Origin of the sequence: Aeromonas sp. S19(2024) (assembly GCF_041402625.1) — a bacterium.
Classification (GTDB): domain Bacteria; phylum Pseudomonadota; class Gammaproteobacteria; order Enterobacterales; family Aeromonadaceae; genus Aeromonas; species Aeromonas caviae.
Genome location: NZ_JBGLQU010000005.1, coordinates 58324 through 76239, shown reverse-complemented (window position 1 = coordinate 76239; position 17916 = coordinate 58324). Strand labels below are relative to the sequence as shown.

Genomic DNA, 17916 nt, shown 5'->3' with positions numbered 1-17916 from the left:
GAGACAGATTTCCGTGTATTGAGGAGGGCGCAGGCATGATGCGGATCGGACATGGTTTTGATGTTCACAAGTTTGGCGGGGTCGGTCCCTGCATGCTGGGCGGGGTGGCAGTGCCCTATGAACAGGGCCTGCTGGCCCACTCCGATGGTGACGTGGTGCTGCATGCGGTGAGCGATGCCCTGCTGGGGGCCATCGGCGCTGGCGACATCGGCCGCCACTTCCCCGATACCGCCGCCGAATTCAAGGGCATCGACAGCCGCATCCTGCTGCGGGATGTCTTTGCCCGCGTGCAGCTCGCAGGTTATGCCATCGGCAACCTGGATGTGACCATCATCGCCCAGGCCCCCAAGATGGCCCCCCATATCGACGCCATGTGCGCCGTGCTGGCCGCGGATCTGCAATGTGATTTGAACCGGGTGAACGTCAAGGCGACCACCACCGAACAACTCGGATTCACGGGGCGCAAGGAAGGGATCGCCACCGAAGCCGTCGTCTTGCTGGTGAAACAATGATGCTTGAACAACTTGCCTATCTGCACGGGACGCCCACTGCTCGCGGCATCCTCAAGGCCGAGGCCGCCGACTTCGTGGTCAATGAAGATCTCGGGTTCGAACCTTGCGGCGAGGGTGAACACATCTTCGTCCGGGTACGTAAAACCGGCGAGAATACCGCCTGGGTGGCTGGCCTGCTGGCCGATGCGGCCGGGGTTGCCCGCAATGCAGTGACCTGGGCTGGTCTGAAAGATCGCCATGCGGTGACCGAACAGTGGTTCGGCATCCATCTGCCGGGCAAGGGCGAGCCGGATCTCTCGGTCATCGAGAACGACAACATCCGGATCCTTGAGGTGAAGCGCCACAACAAGAAGCTGCGGGTCGGCTATCTCAAGGGCAACCACTTCACCCTGCGTCTCACCGGGCTGGAGCAGGCCGACGGGCTGGAATCCCGTTTGCAGGCGATAGCAACCCAGGGGGTGCCCAACTACTACGGCGAGCAGCGTTTCGGCCGAGGTGGCAACAACCTGGAGGCCGCCAAGGCGATGTTCGCCGGCAAACGGATCAAGGATCGCAACAAGCGCTCCCTCTATCTGTCCGCCGCCCGCAGCATGCTGTTCAATGCCATCGTCAGCGCCCGCATCGAGCAGGGACTGGCCCATCAGCTGCTGGCAGGCGACTGCGTGATGCTCAAGGGCAGCCACTCCATCTTCAGCGAAGAGAGCGTGACTCCCGAGCTGGAGGCACGCCTTGCCTCCGGAGACGTGCAGCTGACCGCTCCCCAGTGGGGCCGTGGCCGTCTGGCGAGCCAGGGCGCGGCTGCCGAGTTCGAGCAAGAAGTGCTGGCTCCTTATGGTGACTGGTGCGAAGGACTGGAGAAAGCCGGGCTGGATCAGGACAGGCGCCCGCTGCTGCTCAAGCCGGAGCAGATGAGCTGGCAACGGGAGGACGAGGTGCTGACCCTGTCGTTCTTCCTGCCTGCCGGTGCCTTTGCCACCAGCGTGGTACGAGAGTTAATGCTGGCCGAAGAGGCCGATCACGGTTTCAGGAACTCAACCGATGCGAATTCTGGTCAGTAATGACGATGGGGTACACGCCGAGGGCATTCGCGCCCTCAGCGAGGCGTTGCGTGCCTGTGGCGAGGTCGTGGTGGTGGCACCGGATCGCAACCGCAGCGGTGCCAGCCACTCCCTGACGCTGGAAGTGCCGCTGCGGGTCACCCGCCTCGATGCGTCCAGTTTTCACGGCATCAAGAGTTATGCGGTCAAGGGGACGCCGACCGACTGCGTTCATCTGGCGGTCAACGAACTGTTGCGCCCTGAGCCCGACATGGTGGTGGCCGGTATCAATCACGGGGCCAACCTGGGGGATGACGTCATCTACTCGGGGACGGTGGCGGCCGCGACGGAAGGGCGTCATCTTGGTTTCCCCTCCATCGCCGTATCGCTGGTGGGCAAGACTCATTTCGCCAGTGCGGCCCACTACGCCGCCAAGCTGGTGCGGGGGCTGATGGTGCATCCGTTGCCTGCGGATCAGATCCTCAACGTGAATGTGCCGGACCTGCCGCTCGAGCAGATCAAGGGGATCAGGGTGACGCGTCTTGGCAATCGCCACCGGGCGGAGTCGGTGATCCGCACCGAGGATCCCCGTGGTCAGCCCGTCTACTGGATTGGCCCCCCCGGCAACCAGCAGGATGCGGGAGAGGGAACGGACTTTGCCGCCATCGAGCAGGGTTATGTCTCCATCACTCCCCTGACCATCGACATGACGGCCTACGGCAGTCTGTCGACCCTGGGCGCGTGGCTGGATCTGCAGGGATGACGTTGTGATAGTACAGCGCCTGTTGAATCAACTGATTGCCCAGGATGTCCGCGATTTCCGCGTATTGGCGGCGATTGCGAAGGTGCCGCGCCAGCTGTTCGTGGATGAGGCCATGGCCCACAAGGCCTGGGACAATACTGCCCTGCCCATCGGCCATGGGCAGACCATCTCCCAGCCTTACATCGTGGCGCGCATGACCGAGCTGCTGATCCAGAACGATCCAGCCCATGTGCTGGAGATCGGGACGGGATCGGGCTACCAGACGGCGGTACTGGCCCACCTGGTGGAGCATGTCTACACCATGGAGCGGATCAAGTCGCTGCAGTTTCAGGCCCGGCGCAGATTGCGCCAGCTCGATCTGCACAATGTGTCGGCCAAGCATGGTAATGGGTGGCTAGGTTGGCCCAACAAGGGCCCTTTTGACGCCATTCTGGTGACGGCGGCGGCCAGTGAGGTCCCCAAGGCCCTGACCGATCAGCTGGCTGACGGTGGTCGTCTGGTGTTGCCGGTGGGTGATGGCCAGCAGACCCTGCAGCTCATCGAGCGATCGGGCTCCCAGCTCACCAGCCGGATCCTGGAGCCGGTACGTTTCGTTCCCCTGATTGACGGAGATGTCGAGTGAAGTTGTTTTCCCGCCTTTATGTTCTGGTGATGCAGTGGGCACGCCACAAGTATGCCCCCTGGTATCTGGCCATCACCGCCTTTATTGAATCCATCTTCTGGCCCATCCCGGTGGATGTGATGCTGGCGCCCATGGCGCTCGGCAAACCTCATCGCGCCTGGCACTATGCCGCGCTGGCCACCCTCTTTTCGGTGTTGGGCGCCCTTTTTGGTTATCTGCTCGGCTATGCCCTGTGGGAGCCTGTGGTGCAGCCGCTGGTGACCTCGGTTGGCTATGAGGACAAGATTGCCCTGGCCGAGCAGTGGTTCGCGCAGTGGGGCATCTGGGTTATTTTTATTGCCAGCTTCACGCCGATCCCCTACAAGGTGTTTACCGTCACGGCTGGCTTGCTCCACATGGCACTGTTGCCTTTCATCCTGGCCTCGCTGATCGGTCGTGGCATGCGCTTCTTCCTGGTTGCAGGTCTGATGCGCTGGGGCGGCGAGAAGATGGAGCGCAAGCTGATGCACTATGTGGATGTGCTGGGCTGGCTCTGTATTGGTTTGGCCGTTGCGGCCTATTTCTGGTTTAGTCGTTAAGGATCCACTATGTGTTCGCGTGTTTGGCAAGGTAGCGGTGTCGTCGTGTTGTCATGGCTGCTGCTTGCCTGTTCCTCCAGCAAGACTGCGGCTCCGGTGCACAGCCTGGGCAATGATCAGGTCGCTTCGACCATCCCCGTGCGTCAAGGTATGACCAAGCCCGGCATTGCAGGCAACGGGTACACCGTGGTCAAAGGAGACACTCTCTACTCCATTGCATTTCGTTCTGGCATGGATGTGGCTTCGCTTATCAGCATCAATGGCATCACTCCCCCCTATAACATTTATCCCGGCCAGCAGCTCAGGCTCGATGGCGCTTCCGCCCCCATGGCGGTGGCAACCGTCGGCAGCCCTGTCAGTCGTGGCAGCGTGACGGGGTCTGGCAGTTACGAAGTGCGCCGTGGCGATACCTTGAGCAGCATCGGTCGCCAGTTCGGTCTCTCCAACCAGGCCTTGGCCCAGCGCAACAACCTCCAGGCTCCTTATGCATTGCACGTGGGCCAGGTGCTCAATGTGGGGGGAGCGGGTTCCTCGAGTGGTCAGATGGTGGCAGCAACCACACCGGTTGTGACCAGCACGGGGCCCAAACCCCTGGCCACGGCTCCGGCAGGTACGACCACACCATTTATTGCTCAGAAAACGATTGCTCCTGCCTCGTCAACAGCATACGCTCAGGCGAAAGAACAAAAAACCGTCAGTTCCTCGTCAACACTCTCCTGGCATTGGCCGACCAAAGGGCGGATCGTTGAAGGCTTCTCCGTTGCGGAACAAGGCAACAAGGGCATCGACATTTCCGGACAGAAGGGCCAACCCATTTACGCTGCGAGCAGCGGCAAAGTGGTCTATGCGGGCAGTGCACTGCGAGGTTATGGCAAGCTGATAATTCTCAAGCACAACGATGACTACCTCTCCGCCTACGCTCACAACGATGAGTTGAAGGTCAAGGAGGGAGACACCGTGAAGGGCGGAGCGGTTATCGCCAATATGGGTAGCACGGATGCGCCGGATGTGCGCTTGCACTTTGAAATCCGGTACAAAGGCAAGTCGATCAACCCGATGGGCTATTTGCCAAAGCGTTAACTCAGAGAGCTGAGTCTTACTCTGGTGTAGGTCAGGGAGAGATATCATGAGCCAAGAACAACTGGTAATGCAGGATGCAGAGTTAGAGTTCGACGAGGAGCTGGAGGTTCAGGAGGAAGAAGAGGTTCAGGAAGTGGTGGCCGAAGCCGAAGAGACCATTTCCGATGAACTGATGGCGCCAGAGCTGAACAAGGTAATGGACGCCACCCAGCTCTATCTGGGGGAGATAGGCTTCTCCCCCTTGCTCACGGCCGAAGAGGAAGTCTATTACGCCCGCCGTGCCCTGCGTGGCGACAAAGCGGCGCGCAAGCGCATGATCGAATCCAACCTGCGCCTGGTGGTCAAGATTGCCCGGCGCTACAACAACCGCGGCCTGGTGCTGCTGGATCTCATCGAAGAGGGCAACCTCGGCCTTATCCGCGCCGTCGAGAAGTTCGACCCCGAGCGAGGCTTCCGTTTCTCTACCTATGCCACCTGGTGGATCCGCCAGACCATAGAGCGTGCCATCATGAACCAGACCCGTACCATTCGTCTGCCCATCCATGTGGTCAAGGAGCTGAACGTCTATCTGCGCACTGCGCGCGAGCTTTCCCATCGTCTCGACCATGAGCCGACCGCCGAGGATATAGCCTCTGCACTGGATCGCTCTGTGGACGATGTGAATCGCATGCTCAAGCTCAACGAGAAGATCACCTCGGTGGATACTCCCATTGGTGGCGATCGCGACAAGGCGCTGCTGGATGTACTTTCCGACGAGCGCGGCATGGGGCCCGAGCTGGAGTCCCAGGAAGATGACATGCGCAGCAGCATAGTGCATTGGCTGGAGGAGCTGAATCCCAAGCAGCGCGAAGTGCTGGCCCGCCGTTTCGGTCTGCTCGGCTATGAACCGGCCACCCTGGAAGACGTGGGCGCCGAGATTGGTTTGACCCGCGAGCGGGTGCGCCAGATCCAGGTGGAAGGGTTGCGCCGTCTGCGGGAAATCCTGCTGGGGCAGGGGCTCTCCATTGAGGCGCTGTTCCGCACCAATTAAACGGGTATGAATACCGTCATCAAGATGAAAAAGGGGCCGCAGGCCCCTTTCTTTTTGTCGTGGATCTTCCGGATCACACCGGATCCAGAGTGTCCAGCGGCCAGCGCGGCACGGCCTTGACGACGAGGGGTTCGAAGACTCCCGCCTTCAGGCGTTGCATGCCGGCATAGGCGATCATGGCGCCGTTGTCGGTGCAGTATTCGGTGCGCGGGTAGAAGACTTCACCTTTGAGGCTCTCCATCAGCTCGGCCAGCTGGGCGCGCAGATGACGGTTGGCGCTGACGCCGCCTGCCACGACCAGGCGATTGAGACCGGTCTCTTTCAGGGCACGACGGCACTTGATGGCCAGGGTGTCGACCACCGCATCCTCAAACGCCCGGGCGATGTCGGCACGGGTCTGCTCATCATCGCCGTTGGCGGTGATGGTGTTGGCGGCGAAGGTCTTGAGACCGGAGAAGCTCATGTCGAGCCCGGGACGGTCGGTCATGGGACGCGGGAAGGTAAAGCGTCCAGTGGTGCCCTTTTCTGCCAGCCGGGAGAGCAGCGGACCACCGGGGTAGTCCAGACCCATCAGCTTGGCGGTCTTGTCGAACGCCTCACCGGCGGCATCGTCGATCGATTCGCCCAGCAGCTGGTAGCTGCCGATGCCATCGACCCGAACCAGCATGGAGTGCCCGCCGGAAACCAAGAGCGCCACGAAGGGAAACTCGGGGGCTCGCTCTTCCAGCATGGGGGCCAGCAGGTGACCTTCCATGTGGTGTACGGCGATGGCCGGCTTGTCCCAGGCCATGGCCAGCGAGCGGCCTATGGTCGCCCCGACCAGGATGGCGCCAACCAGACCTGGCCCCGCGGTATAGGCGATGCCATCGATGTCATCCTTGCCAAGTCCGGCCTCTTTCAAGGCGGCCTGGATCAAGGGGATCGTCTTGCGTACATGGTCCCGGCTGGCGAGCTCGGGAACGACGCCGCCGTAGTCCGCATGCAGCTTGACCTGGCTGTACAACTGGTGGGAAAGGATCCCTTTTTGATCATCGAAGATCGCGATCCCGGTTTCGTCACAGGATGTCTCTATGCCCAATACACGCATTGCTAAAAAATTTCACTGCTAAAATGAGACGGCTATGGTAACCTTCGCGGGTTTTTTAAACCAGAGCGATCTCTGCGGGTTTACTTTCATTCCCTGTCCAGAGTATAATTTCGCACCATTTTAAGACATGCTGATCGATTGAAGGTCAGCTAACAATTTATCACTGAGGTGAAAGGCACATGCCAGTAATCAAAGTCCGTGAAAATGAGCCGTTTGACGTTGCTCTGCGTCGCTTCAAGCGTTCTTGCGAAAAGGCCGGTATCCTGTCCGAAGTTCGTAGCCGTGAGTTCTACGAGAAGCCGACTACCATTCGCAAGCGCGCCAAAGCGTCCGCTGTCAAGCGTCACGCCAAGAAGCTGTCCCGCGAAAACGCACGTCGTATCCGCCTGTACTAATCAAGGGATCATGCCGTGTCTCTGAAGGATCAACTCAAGGATCAGCAAAAGCTCGCCATGCTTGCCAAAGACAAGCCTCGGTTGGGTGCTATCCGCTTGTTGATGGCAGAAATCAAGCAGCGTGAAGTCGATACCCGTGTCGAGCTCAATGATGAAGAGATCCTCGCTGTCGTGACCAAAATGGTCAAACAGCGTCGCGATTCCATCAGCCAGTTTGAAGCTGCCGGTCGCCAGGATCTCGCCGACAAAGAGTCCGCCGAGATCGTTGTGCTGCAGGAGTTCCTGCCACAACAGCTGACCGCAGACGAAATTGCCGCACTGATCGAGCAAGCCATCACTGAAAGTGGTGCTGCCGTCATGGCTGACATGGGTAAAGTCATGGCTGTCTTGAAGCCAAAAATTCAGGGGCGTGCCGATGTCGGCGCCGTCAGTGCTCAGGTGAAAACCCGCTTGGCGTAACAGGCAACTCTCTTGTTTGGTCGAAGAAGCCGTGCTTCCCATTGGAATGCGCGGCTTTTTTATTTCCTATGCAATGAAACAGGACGGTTATGGCTGGCAGGATCCCGCAATCCTTTATCGATGATCTGCTCGTACGCACGGACATAGTCGAGTTGATCGACTCCCGTGTGCGGTTGAAGAAAGCCGGTAAGAACTACCAGGCTTGCTGCCCTTTTCATAACGAAAAAAGCCCCTCCTTTACCGTCAGCCAGGAGAAGCAGTTCTATCACTGTTTCGGTTGTGGTGCCCACGGCAATGCCATCGGCTTTGTCATGGAGTACGACGGCTTGGAATTCCCCGATGCCATCGAAGAGCTGGCAAGCCTGCACGGTATGCAGGTCCCCCGTGAGCAAACGGCGGGTGGATCAAGCCATAGCCAACCAGCCGTCAGTAAGGATCTGTTCGAGCTGATGAACCAGATTGCGCGCTTCTACGAGAGCAATCTCAAGAACGCGCCTCAGGCGGTGGAGTATCTGAAAGGCCGGGGCCTGACTGGCGAGGTGGTCAAGCGCTTCAACATCGGTTATGCCCCTGGGGACTGGGATCAGGTGCGTCGCCGCTTTGGCGCCAGTCGGGATCACGAACAACTGCTGATTTCGGGCGGTATGCTGATCCCCCGTGACAGCGGCCCGGGCAGCTACGATCGTTTCCGCGATCGCATCATGTTTCCGATCAGGGACAAACGCGGCCGGGTCATCGGCTTCGGTGGCCGAGTGCTGGGGGATGGCACGCCCAAGTACCTGAACTCCCCCGAAACCCCCATCTTCCACAAGGGGCGAGAGCTGTTCGGCCTTTATGAGGTCAAGCAGGCACACAAGGATCCGCGCCGGATCCTGGTGGTGGAAGGCTACATGGATGTGGTGGCGCTCGGCCAGTACGACATCGACTATGCGGTGGCGGCACTGGGGACTGCGACCACCAGCGATCACATCCACACCCTGTTCCGTACCACGGCAGAGGTGGTCTGTTGCTACGACGGCGACAACGCCGGTCGGGAAGCTGCCTGGCGGGCGCTGGATAACGCGCTCTCCCACCTGCAGGACGGCCGTGAACTCAAGTTCGTCTTTTTGCCGGATGGCGAGGATCCCGACTCGCTGGTACGCCAGATCGGCAAGGAGGGGTTCGAAGCGCTGCTCGACAAGGCCCAGTCGTTTGCGGATTTCATGTTCGAACGCCTCGGGCGCGATGCGGCTCTTTCCGGTGAGGCAGGCAAGTTTGAAGTGGCCAACAAGGCCGCCGAGCTGATTCGTCGGGTACCGGAAGGTTTCACTCGCGAGGGGTTGATTACCCGACTTTCCAGCATGATGCGTTGGGGAGAAAACAAGCAGCGGATTGCCGAGCTGTTTGCCCGCAACAGCCAGCCCAAGGTGGAAGTCAACAAACCCAAGGCGACCAAACTGACGCCGATCCGCAGGGCTCTGGCCCTGATGGTGCAGTATCCGGCGATCACCGCCGAGCTGCCGGCCATGCCCGAGTTGGCCGGGCTGCGCCTGCAGGGGATCCCTTTCCTGCTGCAACTGCACCAGCAGATCCTGATCCAGCCGGGAGTGACAACGGGTATCCTGCTGGAGCATTGGCGCGGCACAAAAGAGGGAGAAATACTTGCCCAGCTGGCGATGCATGACCTGTTTGAAGAGGTAAAGCTCGACCAGGAGCCGGATATTCTGGGAGAATTACAGGATACCTTTGTCGGTTTCATCAACCTTTTCCTGAAGCAACGGATCGAAGAATTGCAGGCCAAGGTGGCGCAGGAAGGGCTAAGCTCTGAGGAAACTCAGGAGCTGATGATGCTGATCAGAGAGGTGCAGATTGAGAAAAGAAATGAGAGTGGGGCTTGATATTTGAGTGAGCAGTCCCAATATGAATAGCGTTGCCCGAATCGACGGGATTGAAAGCAAACACTTTATAACCACCTGGCCCCGACAACACTGCGGGCAGGGGTTTCTCATGACCGACGCCGCAACCAGACATAGCATGTCTGGCGGTTTTCTATTAGAATTGGCTATTTGCGCAGCAGCGCACTGTACGCGCAACCTAGCAACACCAACCGGATGAGTTCTATGGAGCAAACCCCGCAGTCTCAGCTTAAACTCCTCGTTGCCAAAGGTAAAGAACAGGGCTACCTGACCTATGCCGAGGTGAACGATCACCTCCCGCAAGACATTGTCGATTCAGACCAGATCGAAGACATCATCCAGATGATCAACGATATGGGCATTCAAGTGGTTGAAAACGCTCCGGATGCCGATGACCTTATCATGGCTGAAGGTGGTACCGCCGATGAGGACGCTGCCGAAGCAGCGGCCCAGGCTCTGGCATCTGTTGAATCTGAGATTGGTCGCACGACCGATCCCGTCCGCATGTACATGCGGGAAATGGGTACCGTCGAACTGCTGACCCGCGAAGGCGAGATCGACATCGCCAAGCGGATCGAAGACGGTATCAACCAGGTACAAAGCTCCGTCGCCGAGTACCCTGAAGCCATCACCTATCTGCTCGAACAGTACGACAAGTACGAAGCCGAGCAGCTTCGCCTGTCCGACATCATCTCCGGCTTCATCGATCCGAACGAAGTGGATGACGTGGCGCCGACCGCCACTCATATCGGCTCCGAGCTCAGCGAGGACGACCTCGCCGACGAAGACGAAGACGAAGATGAGGACGAAGACGAAGACGGTGACAACTCCGACGATGACGGCGACGGTGGCCCGGATCCGGAAGTCGCTCGCGAGAAATTCGGCGAACTGCGTGCCCAGTACGAGGTGACTCGTCTCTCCATTCAGCAGAATGGCCGTGCCCACGACGACACCCAGAATGCCATCGCCCAGCTGGCCGATGTGTTCCGTCAATTCCGCCTGATGCCCAAGCAGTTCGATCGCCTGGTCAATAACATGCGGGAGATGATGGAGCGTGTCCGCGTGCAGGAACGCATCATCATGAAGCTCTGCGTTGAGCAGGCCAAGATGCCGAAGAAGACCTTCGTCGCGGCCTTCACCAACAACGAGTGCGAAACTGCCTGGTTCGAATACCAGAAGCAGGCCGGCAAGGCGTGGTCTCCCCGCCTGCTCGAGATGGACGAAGAAGTACTGCGTTCCATCGGCAAGCTGCAGCAGATCGAAGAAGAGACCGGTCTGTCCATCGCCCAGATCAAGGACATCAACCGCCGCATGAGCATTGGTGAGGCCAAAGCCCGCCGTGCGAAGAAAGAGATGGTTGAGGCCAACCTGCGTCTGGTTATCTCCATCGCCAAGAAGTACACCAACCGCGGTCTGCAGTTCCTGGATCTGATCCAGGAGGGCAACATCGGTCTGATGAAGGCGGTCGACAAGTTCGAATATCGTCGCGGCTACAAGTTCTCGACCTATGCCACCTGGTGGATCCGTCAGGCCATTACCCGCTCCATCGCGGATCAGGCCCGTACCATCCGTATCCCGGTGCACATGATCGAGACCATCAACAAGCTCAACCGTATCTCCCGCCAGATGCTGCAGGAGATGGGTCGTGAACCGAACCCGGAAGAGCTGGCCATGCGCATGGGCATGCCGGAAGACAAGATCCGCAAGGTACTGAAAATCGCCAAGGAGCCCATCTCCATGGAGACGCCCATCGGTGATGATGAAGACTCCCACTTGGGCGACTTCATCGAAGATACCACCCTGGCTCTGCCAGCGGATGCGGCCACCAGCGAGAGCCTGCGCAACGCGACCCGCGAAGTGCTGGCCGGGCTGACCGCACGGGAAGCCAAGGTACTGCGCATGCGCTTCGGTATCGACATGAACACCGACCACACCCTCGAGGAAGTGGGCAAGCAGTTCGACGTCACCCGTGAGCGTATCCGTCAGATCGAAGCCAAGGCCCTGCGCAAACTGCGCCATCCGAGCCGCTCGGAAGTGCTGCGCAGCTTCCTGGACGAGTAGTCCCGGGTTCTGTCAGCCTGACATTGCAACAAAAAGCCCCGCCATGCGGGGCTTTGTTTTATCCGTGCTGGCATGGGCGTGAAGAGGGGTCATGGAACCGCTTGAATATGGATGAAATCTCGCCAAGTGGTTGATCTGACTATGGACGGGGTATCCGCCATCCCCTATAATCCACGCCGCTAACCAGCATCAATGGCCCCTTAGCTCAGTTGGTCAGAGCAGTCGACTCATAATCGATTGGTCGTGGGTTCAAGTCCCCCAGGGGCCACCATTTTCAGACAAAGCCGCTCTTTTGAGCGGCTTTGTCGTTTCTGGCGCTTACCAGTGTCTGTCCAGATCCTCGGCATAGAGTGCCATGGCGCGCCGGTAGGGAAGCAGGGCGGGATCCGTGGTGGTGGTCGCGAGGATCCCCAGCAGCGTCTCCATCCCCTCCTTGCTGCGCCCCAGGTTGTAGCAGGTCATGGCACGAAACACCTTGAACTCCACGGCATCGGGGAAGCGGGCCAAGGCCTCGTCAAAGGTGGCCAGCGCCTCGGCATGACGGCCCGTGGTGCGATAGGAGCTGCCAAGTCCAAGCAGGGCCCCGCGCAGCGACGCCTCGCCAAGTCCCAGCGACACGGCCTTCTGATAGAGCGGAATGGCCTCGGCCTCTCGCCCCAGCATGTCGTGCAGTCCGGCCACTTCGTAATGCAGCTCGGCGTGGGCCGGGTGCGCGATGAGTTGCAGCAGACCGTGCTGACGGGCTTCCTCGATCCGTCCCTCTGCCTTGAGGGTGTTCAACTGTTTCATATGCGCTCCTGCATGGGGATGAAGGATCAGTATGCCTGCCGACAGGCTGGCGGGGAACGGGTCATGGGGCCATGAAAAAGGCCTCCCGCCGATGGCGGGAGGCCTGGTTCGGCACCGGGGCGCAATGGCCCTGGCGTGTGTCCAGCCTTACTGGGCGCTCAGGCTGTAGGCCAGGGTCTGGTCGTTGAAGCGCACCACATAGGCACCGACCACTGCCGTGGTGATGTCTGCCCCGGCCAGCTCGGCCACGCCATCCTTGTTGGTGTCGCCGTAGTTCTGGGTCCAGTCCCCCTTGACGTCGAACTTGAAGCGCTGGCTGCCGTTGCCATCACCGCTGCCGGTGAAGGTGACGCTGGCCTGCCAGAGGTGATCCCCGACCAGGGACATGGGGGTGGTGCCCCAGTTGTTGGTGGTGCCGCGAATGTTGAGGCTGGCGACATTCTTGGCATAGGTGACGCTCACCGGAGTCAGGCTGTATTGCAGGGTCTGATCGTTGAAACGTACCCGGTACTGGCCGATGACCGGGGTGAGGATGTCACTGCCAGTCAGTTCTGCCACGCCGTCCTTGTTGGTGTCGCCGTAGTTCTGGATCCAGTCCCCCTTGACGTCGAACTTGAAGCGCTGGTTGGTCTGACCGTCGAAGGTGACCAGGGCTTCCCACTGATTGTCGGCGATCAGCGTCATGGCAAGGGAGCCCCAGGCATTGGGGGTGCCGCGGAAGTTCAGGGTGGGCAGTACGCTGGCGTAGGTGCCGTTGTCATCGGTGACGGTCACGGTGGCGCTGGCACTGGCGGTCAACCCTTCCGCATCGGTCACGGTGACCGTCACGGTATGGGTACCCGGGGTATCGAACCGGACTGTCTCCGTGGCGGCGGTGCCCCCGCTGGACCAGTTGTAGCTCACCACGCCGCCGTCATCGCTGGAAGCGGAGGCGTCGAACACCACGCTCTCACCCGCCTTGACGCTGAGGGTTTTGGGGGAGAGGGCGGCGACCGGTGCCTGGTTGCTGGTGAGGGGGGTGACCGTGTAGCGCAGATCGCTCTCGCTCAGGGTGATGCGGTAGGTGCCCGCCCCGCTGACCAGGATATCCTTGCTGCTGCCCTTGTCGGCGATGCCATCCCCTTCGTTGTCGCCGTAGTTCTCGGCCCAGTTGCCGAAGACGTCGAACTTGAAGCGCTGGGCACCGGTGGCGTCACCGTTGCCGGTCAGGGTGAGGGTGGCGGACCAGACACGGTTGGCATCGACGGTCATGGGGGTGTTGCCCCAGGCGTTGTGGGTACCGCGCAGATTCATGCTGCTGAACTTGTTGCCCGGCAGGACGGAACCGCCGCAGGGGCTGGCCTTGGTGCAACCGGCGATGATGGCGGCCGCCTTCATGCCGGGGAGGTTCAGGCTGGCCTTGCCGCTGCCATCGACGGTGACATAGCCGCCGCTGCAGTAGTCATTGCCCCCCAGGAGGTTGCAGTACTCGCCGGCCGGCAGGCTGGTCTGCACCGAGGCCACCAGGCTGCCGCTCTCGTTGTTGATGGCGACGAAGCCCTTGTCACCGCGGCTGAAGGCTATCTGGTTGTTGCCGTTGTCCCACCAGTTGCTGACGGGCTGGCCTTCGGTCCGGTTGTGGAACAGGGCCATGTTCATGATGGTCGGTCGGCGCTGTTCGCAGTTCCACTGGCTGTCCGTGCAGGGCGTGCTGCCCGGCGCCCCCTTGTCGGTTTCATAGGTGCCCATGTTTTCAAAGCGATAGCCCGACATCACCTGCTTCCAGCCATAGGGCCAGGCCATCATGAAGGTGTTGGCCAGATCGTAGCGGGCACCGCTCATGAAGGTGAGCATGCCGCCACCGCCGTGGCCGCGTTCGCGGTCGTGGTTGACCACGAAGACGAAGGCCTTGTTGGAGGGGAGCAGGCCCCAGCTCTCGCCCAGGGTCTTGAGGTTCTTGATCTGGCCATTAAAGTTGGCGGCAAGATCGGTGCCGTATTTGAAGTCGGTGACGGTGTCGATATAGGTGTAGCGGCCCGGCTGAATGTCGGGGGACTCCCCGCCTGCGCCGATCACCTCCAGGTAGGCCCTGGGGCTGCCCGCCTTGTCGAGGATGGCCTTCACATCGGCCGGCGCCATGTGCTTGGCCGCATCGATGCGAAAGCCCGCCACGCCCCAGCCGAGCAGGGTCTTCATGTAGGTGGCGATCTGATCCTGGACGTAGGATGAGCCGGTATTGAGGTCCGGCATGCCGTAGAGGGCGCCGTTCCAGACGTTGTTGCTGTCACCGTAGTTGGTGATGTCGCCGCTGTGATGGAAGTCGTTGTAGCCGAACTGGGGATATTGGTATTGCCCCGAGTTGTAGCTGCCGCCGCCGGTGGCGGTGCCCGAACCCGATGCCAGCTGGTTGAAGACAGCGTCGGCATAGACCTTGACCCCGGCCGCGTTGCAGCGGGCGATCATGCTTCTGAGCTCTGCCTCGCTACCACCGAAGCTGTTGAAATTCTTGAAGCTGACCGGTTGATAGACGGTCCACCAGACCTGGCTGCCCTGCTTGTGCTCGGCGGGCGGGGTGATCTGGACGCCACCGAACCCCTTGGGCCCGAGCACGGTCTCGCACTCGTTGGCGATGTCGTTGAACTTCCATTGGAACAGGTGAACCATGACTCCTTCGGCGCTGGCAGTGTGGCTGAAAGAGCCGAGTGCCGCCGCCAGCAGGGCGGTTCGAAACAGTGTGATGTGCATGACGATTTTCCCTTCGATCTTGTTATTGACGTATCACTGTCGTGTAGTCGAACGGACAACAAACAACCTCGTTCAGCTCCGTAGCATTCATGAAATCGATGTGGTTGAAAATCGAACAAGCTGAATTAATTAAGAAATGTGAATGAAAATGCTTTCATGCCATTCGGTGGCAGCAGGAGGATGCAGAGGGGAGCAGATCGGTGCGAGATCCCGTCAAGCGGGTAGCGAAGGGGATGAACAGGGGCCCCGCAGGGCCCCGTGAACGTTCAGACGTTGGGTTCCTGCTGCCCGGCACTGGCCCGGGCACGACGCCCTGGCAGCATGCGGGTGACCAGGTTGCTGCGCTGGCGCCAGGAGGTGTAGGCGATGGCGCACAGGTGCAGGGCGATCATGCCCTGGAGTGCCCAGGTGCACCACTCGTGCCAGTCGTCCGCCCCCAGATCGAAGCCGGTCTCGGTGTTCTGGAACCAGCCGGTCCCTGCGGTGGCGAGTACCAGCAGCCAGAGTGCCCAGACCGCCAGCTTGCCGCTGCCGTGATGGCCCGGGGTGGGCGGGGTCCGTTCGCGCAGGGCGTCGGCCTGATGGCGAAAATCCTCCCTGCTCGGGATGAGGGCGCGCAGGCGGGCGTGGCCGCGAGCGAAGGTGAGCCCCCACAGCAGGCGTATGCCGATGAGCACCATGACGGCGTATCCCATCCGCTCGTGCCACTCCTCGCCCGCCTCGTTGAGCCAGAGGTTGCCGATACAGATGGCCGCCACACCCCAGTGGGTGAGGCGCACCAGAGCATCCCAGTGGAAGGGATCAGCCTTTTTGCTTGGCATAGTTGTGGTACTCCTTCTTCAGGTCGTTGACCTTGGCCAGGTGCTCGCGCGCCTTGGCTTCGTCACCGGCCTTGAGGGCTGCCAGGCTGGCATCCAGCTCGGTCTGCACTTCGGTCATGCCTTCCAGGAACTTCTCCTTCTTGGCGGCGGGCATGCTCTTGCCCTTGGCGACGTCCAGCTGGGCCTTCATCTCCTTGATGTATTTCTCCATGGTGGCCGCGTCGTCGGCCTTGACGGCCTGCTTGTAGTTGAAGCCGATCTTCTTCATCGGCTGCTCCAGATCGCCGGCCATGGCAGGCAGGGCCATCAGGCCGAACATCAGGGGCAGCAGCAGGGGACGCACAGTTTTCAGCATGGGATTTCCTTATGAGACGACGAGATTGCAGGTTGTTATAGCACTCATTTGAGTGCGGTTTCACGCATCATGATGCCATGAAAGGGCGATCATTGTATGAAGAAAGTGCGACCAATTGTGACGAATTGTGCAGGGGATTGCTGTGGGAATGTAGCCGAAAGAGAACGGCCACCGGATAGGGATACAAGGGCGCGCATCTGGCCCGGGAAGGGGCCCGCAGGCAGTGAATCATGCTGCCATTTTTTATCACACATCGGTTTTTTAACGTCAGGTGAGTTTTTCAGGTGTTTTTGTTTTTGAAAGCCACCACCCATGGACGATTCCACTGCCCGCACAGACGCTGTGCAACAAAAAAAGGGCCCGCAGGCCCTTTGAGTGATCGGGATCCGGCCCTTATTCGGCCTGCTCGCGCTCGATGGCACGCCAGCCGATGTCCTTGCGATAGAAGATGCCGTCCCACTGGATGCGACCAGCCAGGGCATAGGCCCGCTGCTGGGCTTCCTGCACCGTGTGGCCGAGGGCGGTGGCGCACAGCACGCGGCCACCCTGGGTCAGGCTGGTGTGTCCTTCCAGGCGGGTGCCTGCATGGAACACCTTCTCCCCTGCCACTTCGTCCACCGGCAGACCGCTGATGGGGTGGTTGCTGGTGTAGTCGCCGGGATAGCCACCCGCCGCCAGCACCACGCCGATGGCGGCGCGGGGGTCATAGACGGCTTCCTTCTGATCCAGCTGGCCGGCGCAGGCGGCGAGGCAGAGATCCACCAGATCGGACTGCATCCGCAGCATGATGGGCTGGGTTTCGGGGTCGCCGAAGCGGCAGTTGAACTCGATCACCTTGGGGTTGCCCTCGGCATCGATCATCAGGCCGGCGTAGAGGAAGCCGGTGTAGACGTTGCCCTCGGCCGCCATGCCGCGCACGGTCGGCATGATCACCCGCTCCATCACGCGCTGGTGCACTTCGTCGGTCACCACGGGCGCCGGGGAGTAAGCCCCCATGCCGCCGGTGTTGGGGCCGGTGTCACCGTCGAAGGCGCGCTTGTGATCCTGGCTGGTGGCCATGGGCAGCACGTGCTCGCCGTCCACCATGACGATGAAGCTCGCCTCTTCCCCGTCCAGGAACTCCTCGATCACCACCCGGGCGCCGGCATCGCCGAAGGCATTGCCGGAGAGCATGTCACGCACCGCAGCTTCCGCCTCGTCGAGGGTCATGGCGACGATCACCCCTTTGCCGGCGGCCAGACCGTCGGCCTTGATGACGATGGGGGCGCCCTTCTCGCGCAGATAGGCCAGCGCCGGCTCCACCTCGGTGAAGTTCTGGTAATCGGCGGTGGGAATGGCGTGGCGGGCCAGGAAGTCCTTGGTGAAGGCCTTGGAGCCTTCCAGCTGGGCAGCGGCGGCGGTCGGGCCGAAGATGGTCTGATCGGCGGCGCGGAAGGCATCGACCACCCCTTTCACCAGGGGGGCTTCCGGTCCGACGATGGTGAGGCCGATCTGGTTCGCCTTGGCGAAGGCCAGCAGGCCCTCGATGTCGGTGGCCTGGATGGCGACGTTCTCGATGCCCGGCTCAAGCTGGGTGCCCGCATTGCCCGGTGCCACGAAGACCTGGGTCACCAGGGGGGAGTGTTTGGCCTTCCAGGCCAGGGCGTGTTCACGGCCGCCGTTGCCAATGATCAGTACTTTCATCGTCTCGCTCGCTTCTGTCTGAGTT

The 17916-nt window shown here is 60.6% G+C and carries 17 protein-coding genes and 1 tRNA gene; 12 read left to right on the top strand and 6 right to left on the bottom strand.

The genetic code is table 11. The features are described from left to right. The first annotated feature begins 35 nt into the window (after positions 1-35). From ispF to rpoS, 7 genes are read left to right on the top strand one after another with little or no spacing between them, the layout of a single operon-like run. A complete protein-coding gene (ispF, locus tag ACB037_RS11905) occupies positions 36-512 on the top strand; it encodes a 2-C-methyl-D-erythritol 2,4-cyclodiphosphate synthase (RefSeq protein ID WP_010675626.1) in 477 nt (158 codons plus the stop codon). Continuing rightward, entirely contained in the window at positions 512-1570 is a 1059-nt protein-coding gene (truD, locus tag ACB037_RS11900) for a tRNA pseudouridine(13) synthase TruD (RefSeq protein WP_128296075.1), read from the top strand. Before ispF ends, truD begins: the two co-directional genes overlap by 1 nt. Then, the gene (gene surE, locus ACB037_RS11895; RefSeq protein WP_104454747.1) at positions 1551-2312 is read left to right on the top strand and encodes a 5'/3'-nucleotidase SurE; all 762 of its coding nucleotides are present in this window, start codon (positions 1551-1553) and stop codon (positions 2310-2312) included. Before truD ends, surE begins: the two co-directional genes overlap by 20 nt. Positions 2313-2316: 4 nt before the next feature. Beyond that, positions 2317-2934 (top strand): protein-L-isoaspartate(D-aspartate) O-methyltransferase, encoded by a 618-nt coding sequence (locus ACB037_RS11890; protein ID WP_010675623.1) that lies wholly within the window; start codon positions 2317-2319, stop codon positions 2932-2934. After that, complete coding sequence (locus tag ACB037_RS11885) at positions 2931-3512, top strand: YqaA family protein (protein WP_319860185.1); 582 nt, start codon at positions 2931-2933, stop codon at positions 3510-3512. Before ACB037_RS11890 ends, ACB037_RS11885 begins: the two co-directional genes overlap by 4 nt. A 9-nt stretch (positions 3513-3521) precedes the next feature. Further along, positions 3522-4592, top strand: a complete 1071-nt coding sequence (locus ACB037_RS11880; RefSeq protein WP_371175361.1) for a LysM peptidoglycan-binding domain-containing protein — start codon at positions 3522-3524, stop codon at positions 4590-4592. A 46-nt stretch (positions 4593-4638) separates the two neighbouring features. Beyond that, positions 4639-5622 carry an RNA polymerase sigma factor RpoS gene (gene rpoS, locus ACB037_RS11875; protein ID WP_052814807.1) on the top strand — a complete coding sequence of 328 codons (984 nt, stop codon included), beginning with the start codon at positions 4639-4641 and terminating at the stop codon, positions 5620-5622. A gap of 73 nt (positions 5623-5695) precedes the next feature. On the opposite strand, the gene tsaD is transcribed toward rpoS, so the two are convergent. Then, entirely contained in the window at positions 5696-6709 is a 1014-nt protein-coding gene (gene tsaD / locus ACB037_RS11870; protein WP_263719361.1) for a tRNA (adenosine(37)-N6)-threonylcarbamoyltransferase complex transferase subunit TsaD, read from the bottom strand. 179 nt (positions 6710-6888) lie between these two features. Between tsaD and rpsU the strand changes: the two genes are divergently transcribed. The 5 genes from rpsU (at position 6889) to ACB037_RS11845 (ending at position 11790) form a co-directional block, all read left to right on the top strand. Next, positions 6889-7104: a 30S ribosomal protein S21 gene (gene rpsU / locus ACB037_RS11865; RefSeq protein ID WP_005309452.1), complete on the top strand. Its 216-nt coding sequence runs from the start codon at positions 6889-6891 to the stop codon at positions 7102-7104. A 15-nt stretch (positions 7105-7119) separates the two neighbouring features. After that, on the top strand, positions 7120-7563 hold the full coding sequence (locus ACB037_RS11860) for a GatB/YqeY domain-containing protein (protein ID WP_010675618.1): 444 nt from the start codon (positions 7120-7122) through the stop codon (positions 7561-7563). 89 nt (positions 7564-7652) lie between these two features. Then, positions 7653-9440: a DNA primase gene (gene dnaG, locus ACB037_RS11855; RefSeq protein ID WP_069784226.1), complete on the top strand. Its 1788-nt coding sequence runs from the start codon at positions 7653-7655 to the stop codon at positions 9438-9440. Between the two features lie 183 nt (positions 9441-9623). Further along, complete coding sequence (gene rpoD / locus ACB037_RS11850) at positions 9624-11519, top strand: RNA polymerase sigma factor RpoD (RefSeq protein WP_263639565.1); 1896 nt, start codon at positions 9624-9626, stop codon at positions 11517-11519. Between the two features lie 194 nt (positions 11520-11713). Beyond that, positions 11714-11790: transfer RNA gene (locus ACB037_RS11845), tRNA-Ile, on the top strand. 47 nt (positions 11791-11837) lie between these two features. Here ACB037_RS11845 and ACB037_RS11840 read toward each other — a convergent pair. The 5 genes from ACB037_RS11840 to purD all read right to left on the bottom strand — a co-directional run bounded on the left by ACB037_RS11840 (position 11838) and on the right by purD (position 17891). Then, a complete protein-coding gene (locus ACB037_RS11840) occupies positions 11838-12308 on the bottom strand; it encodes a tetratricopeptide repeat protein (RefSeq protein WP_171865308.1) in 471 nt (156 codons plus the stop codon). Between the two features lie 147 nt (positions 12309-12455). Beyond that, positions 12456-15032, bottom strand: coding sequence for an alpha amylase C-terminal domain-containing protein (locus tag ACB037_RS11835; RefSeq protein WP_371175360.1), 2577 nt, complete (start codon positions 15030-15032; stop codon positions 12456-12458). A 266-nt stretch (positions 15033-15298) separates the two neighbouring features. After that, complete coding sequence (locus ACB037_RS11830) at positions 15299-15853, bottom strand: cytochrome b/b6 domain-containing protein (RefSeq protein ID WP_010675613.1); 555 nt, start codon at positions 15851-15853, stop codon at positions 15299-15301. Beyond that, positions 15834-16208, bottom strand: coding sequence for a cytochrome b562 (locus ACB037_RS11825; RefSeq protein ID WP_371175359.1), 375 nt, complete (start codon positions 16206-16208; stop codon positions 15834-15836). The genes ACB037_RS11830 and ACB037_RS11825 overlap by 20 nt, the downstream gene beginning before the upstream one ends. Positions 16209-16601: 393 nt before the next feature. After that, positions 16602-17891 (bottom strand): phosphoribosylamine--glycine ligase, encoded by a 1290-nt coding sequence (purD, locus tag ACB037_RS11820; protein WP_041211074.1) that lies wholly within the window; start codon positions 17889-17891, stop codon positions 16602-16604. Between the last annotated feature and the right edge of the window lie 25 nt (positions 17892-17916).

Excerpts from the sequence above, each read along its gene's own strand:
- ispF (WP_010675626.1), top strand. The coding sequence starts at position 36 with ATGATGCGGATCGGACATGGTTTTGATGTTCACAAGTTTGGCGGGGTC.
- purD (WP_041211074.1), bottom strand. The coding sequence starts at position 17,891 with ATGAAAGTACTGATCATTGGCAACGGCGGCCGTGAACACGCCCTGGCC.
- rpsU (WP_005309452.1), top strand. The coding sequence starts at position 6,889 with ATGCCAGTAATCAAAGTCCGTGAAAATGAGCCGTTTGACGTTGCTCTG.
- ACB037_RS11830 (WP_010675613.1), bottom strand. The coding sequence starts at position 15,853 with ATGCCAAGCAAAAAGGCTGATCCCTTCCACTGGGATGCTCTGGTGCGC.
- dnaG (WP_069784226.1), top strand. The coding sequence starts at position 7,653 with ATGGCTGGCAGGATCCCGCAATCCTTTATCGATGATCTGCTCGTACGC.
- rpoS (WP_052814807.1), top strand. The coding sequence starts at position 4,639 with ATGAGCCAAGAACAACTGGTAATGCAGGATGCAGAGTTAGAGTTCGAC.
- tsaD (WP_263719361.1), bottom strand. The coding sequence starts at position 6,709 with ATGCGTGTATTGGGCATAGAGACATCCTGTGACGAAACCGGGATCGCG.
- ACB037_RS11880 (WP_371175361.1), top strand. The coding sequence starts at position 3,522 with ATGTGTTCGCGTGTTTGGCAAGGTAGCGGTGTCGTCGTGTTGTCATGG.
- ACB037_RS11825 (WP_371175359.1), bottom strand. The coding sequence starts at position 16,208 with ATGCTGAAAACTGTGCGTCCCCTGCTGCTGCCCCTGATGTTCGGCCTG.
- ACB037_RS11835 (WP_371175360.1), bottom strand. The coding sequence starts at position 15,032 with ATGCACATCACACTGTTTCGAACCGCCCTGCTGGCGGCGGCACTCGGC.
- truD (WP_128296075.1), top strand. The coding sequence starts at position 512 with ATGCTTGAACAACTTGCCTATCTGCACGGGACGCCCACTGCTCGCGGC.
- ACB037_RS11840 (WP_171865308.1), bottom strand. The coding sequence starts at position 12,308 with ATGAAACAGTTGAACACCCTCAAGGCAGAGGGACGGATCGAGGAAGCC.
- surE (WP_104454747.1), top strand. The coding sequence starts at position 1,551 with ATGCGAATTCTGGTCAGTAATGACGATGGGGTACACGCCGAGGGCATT.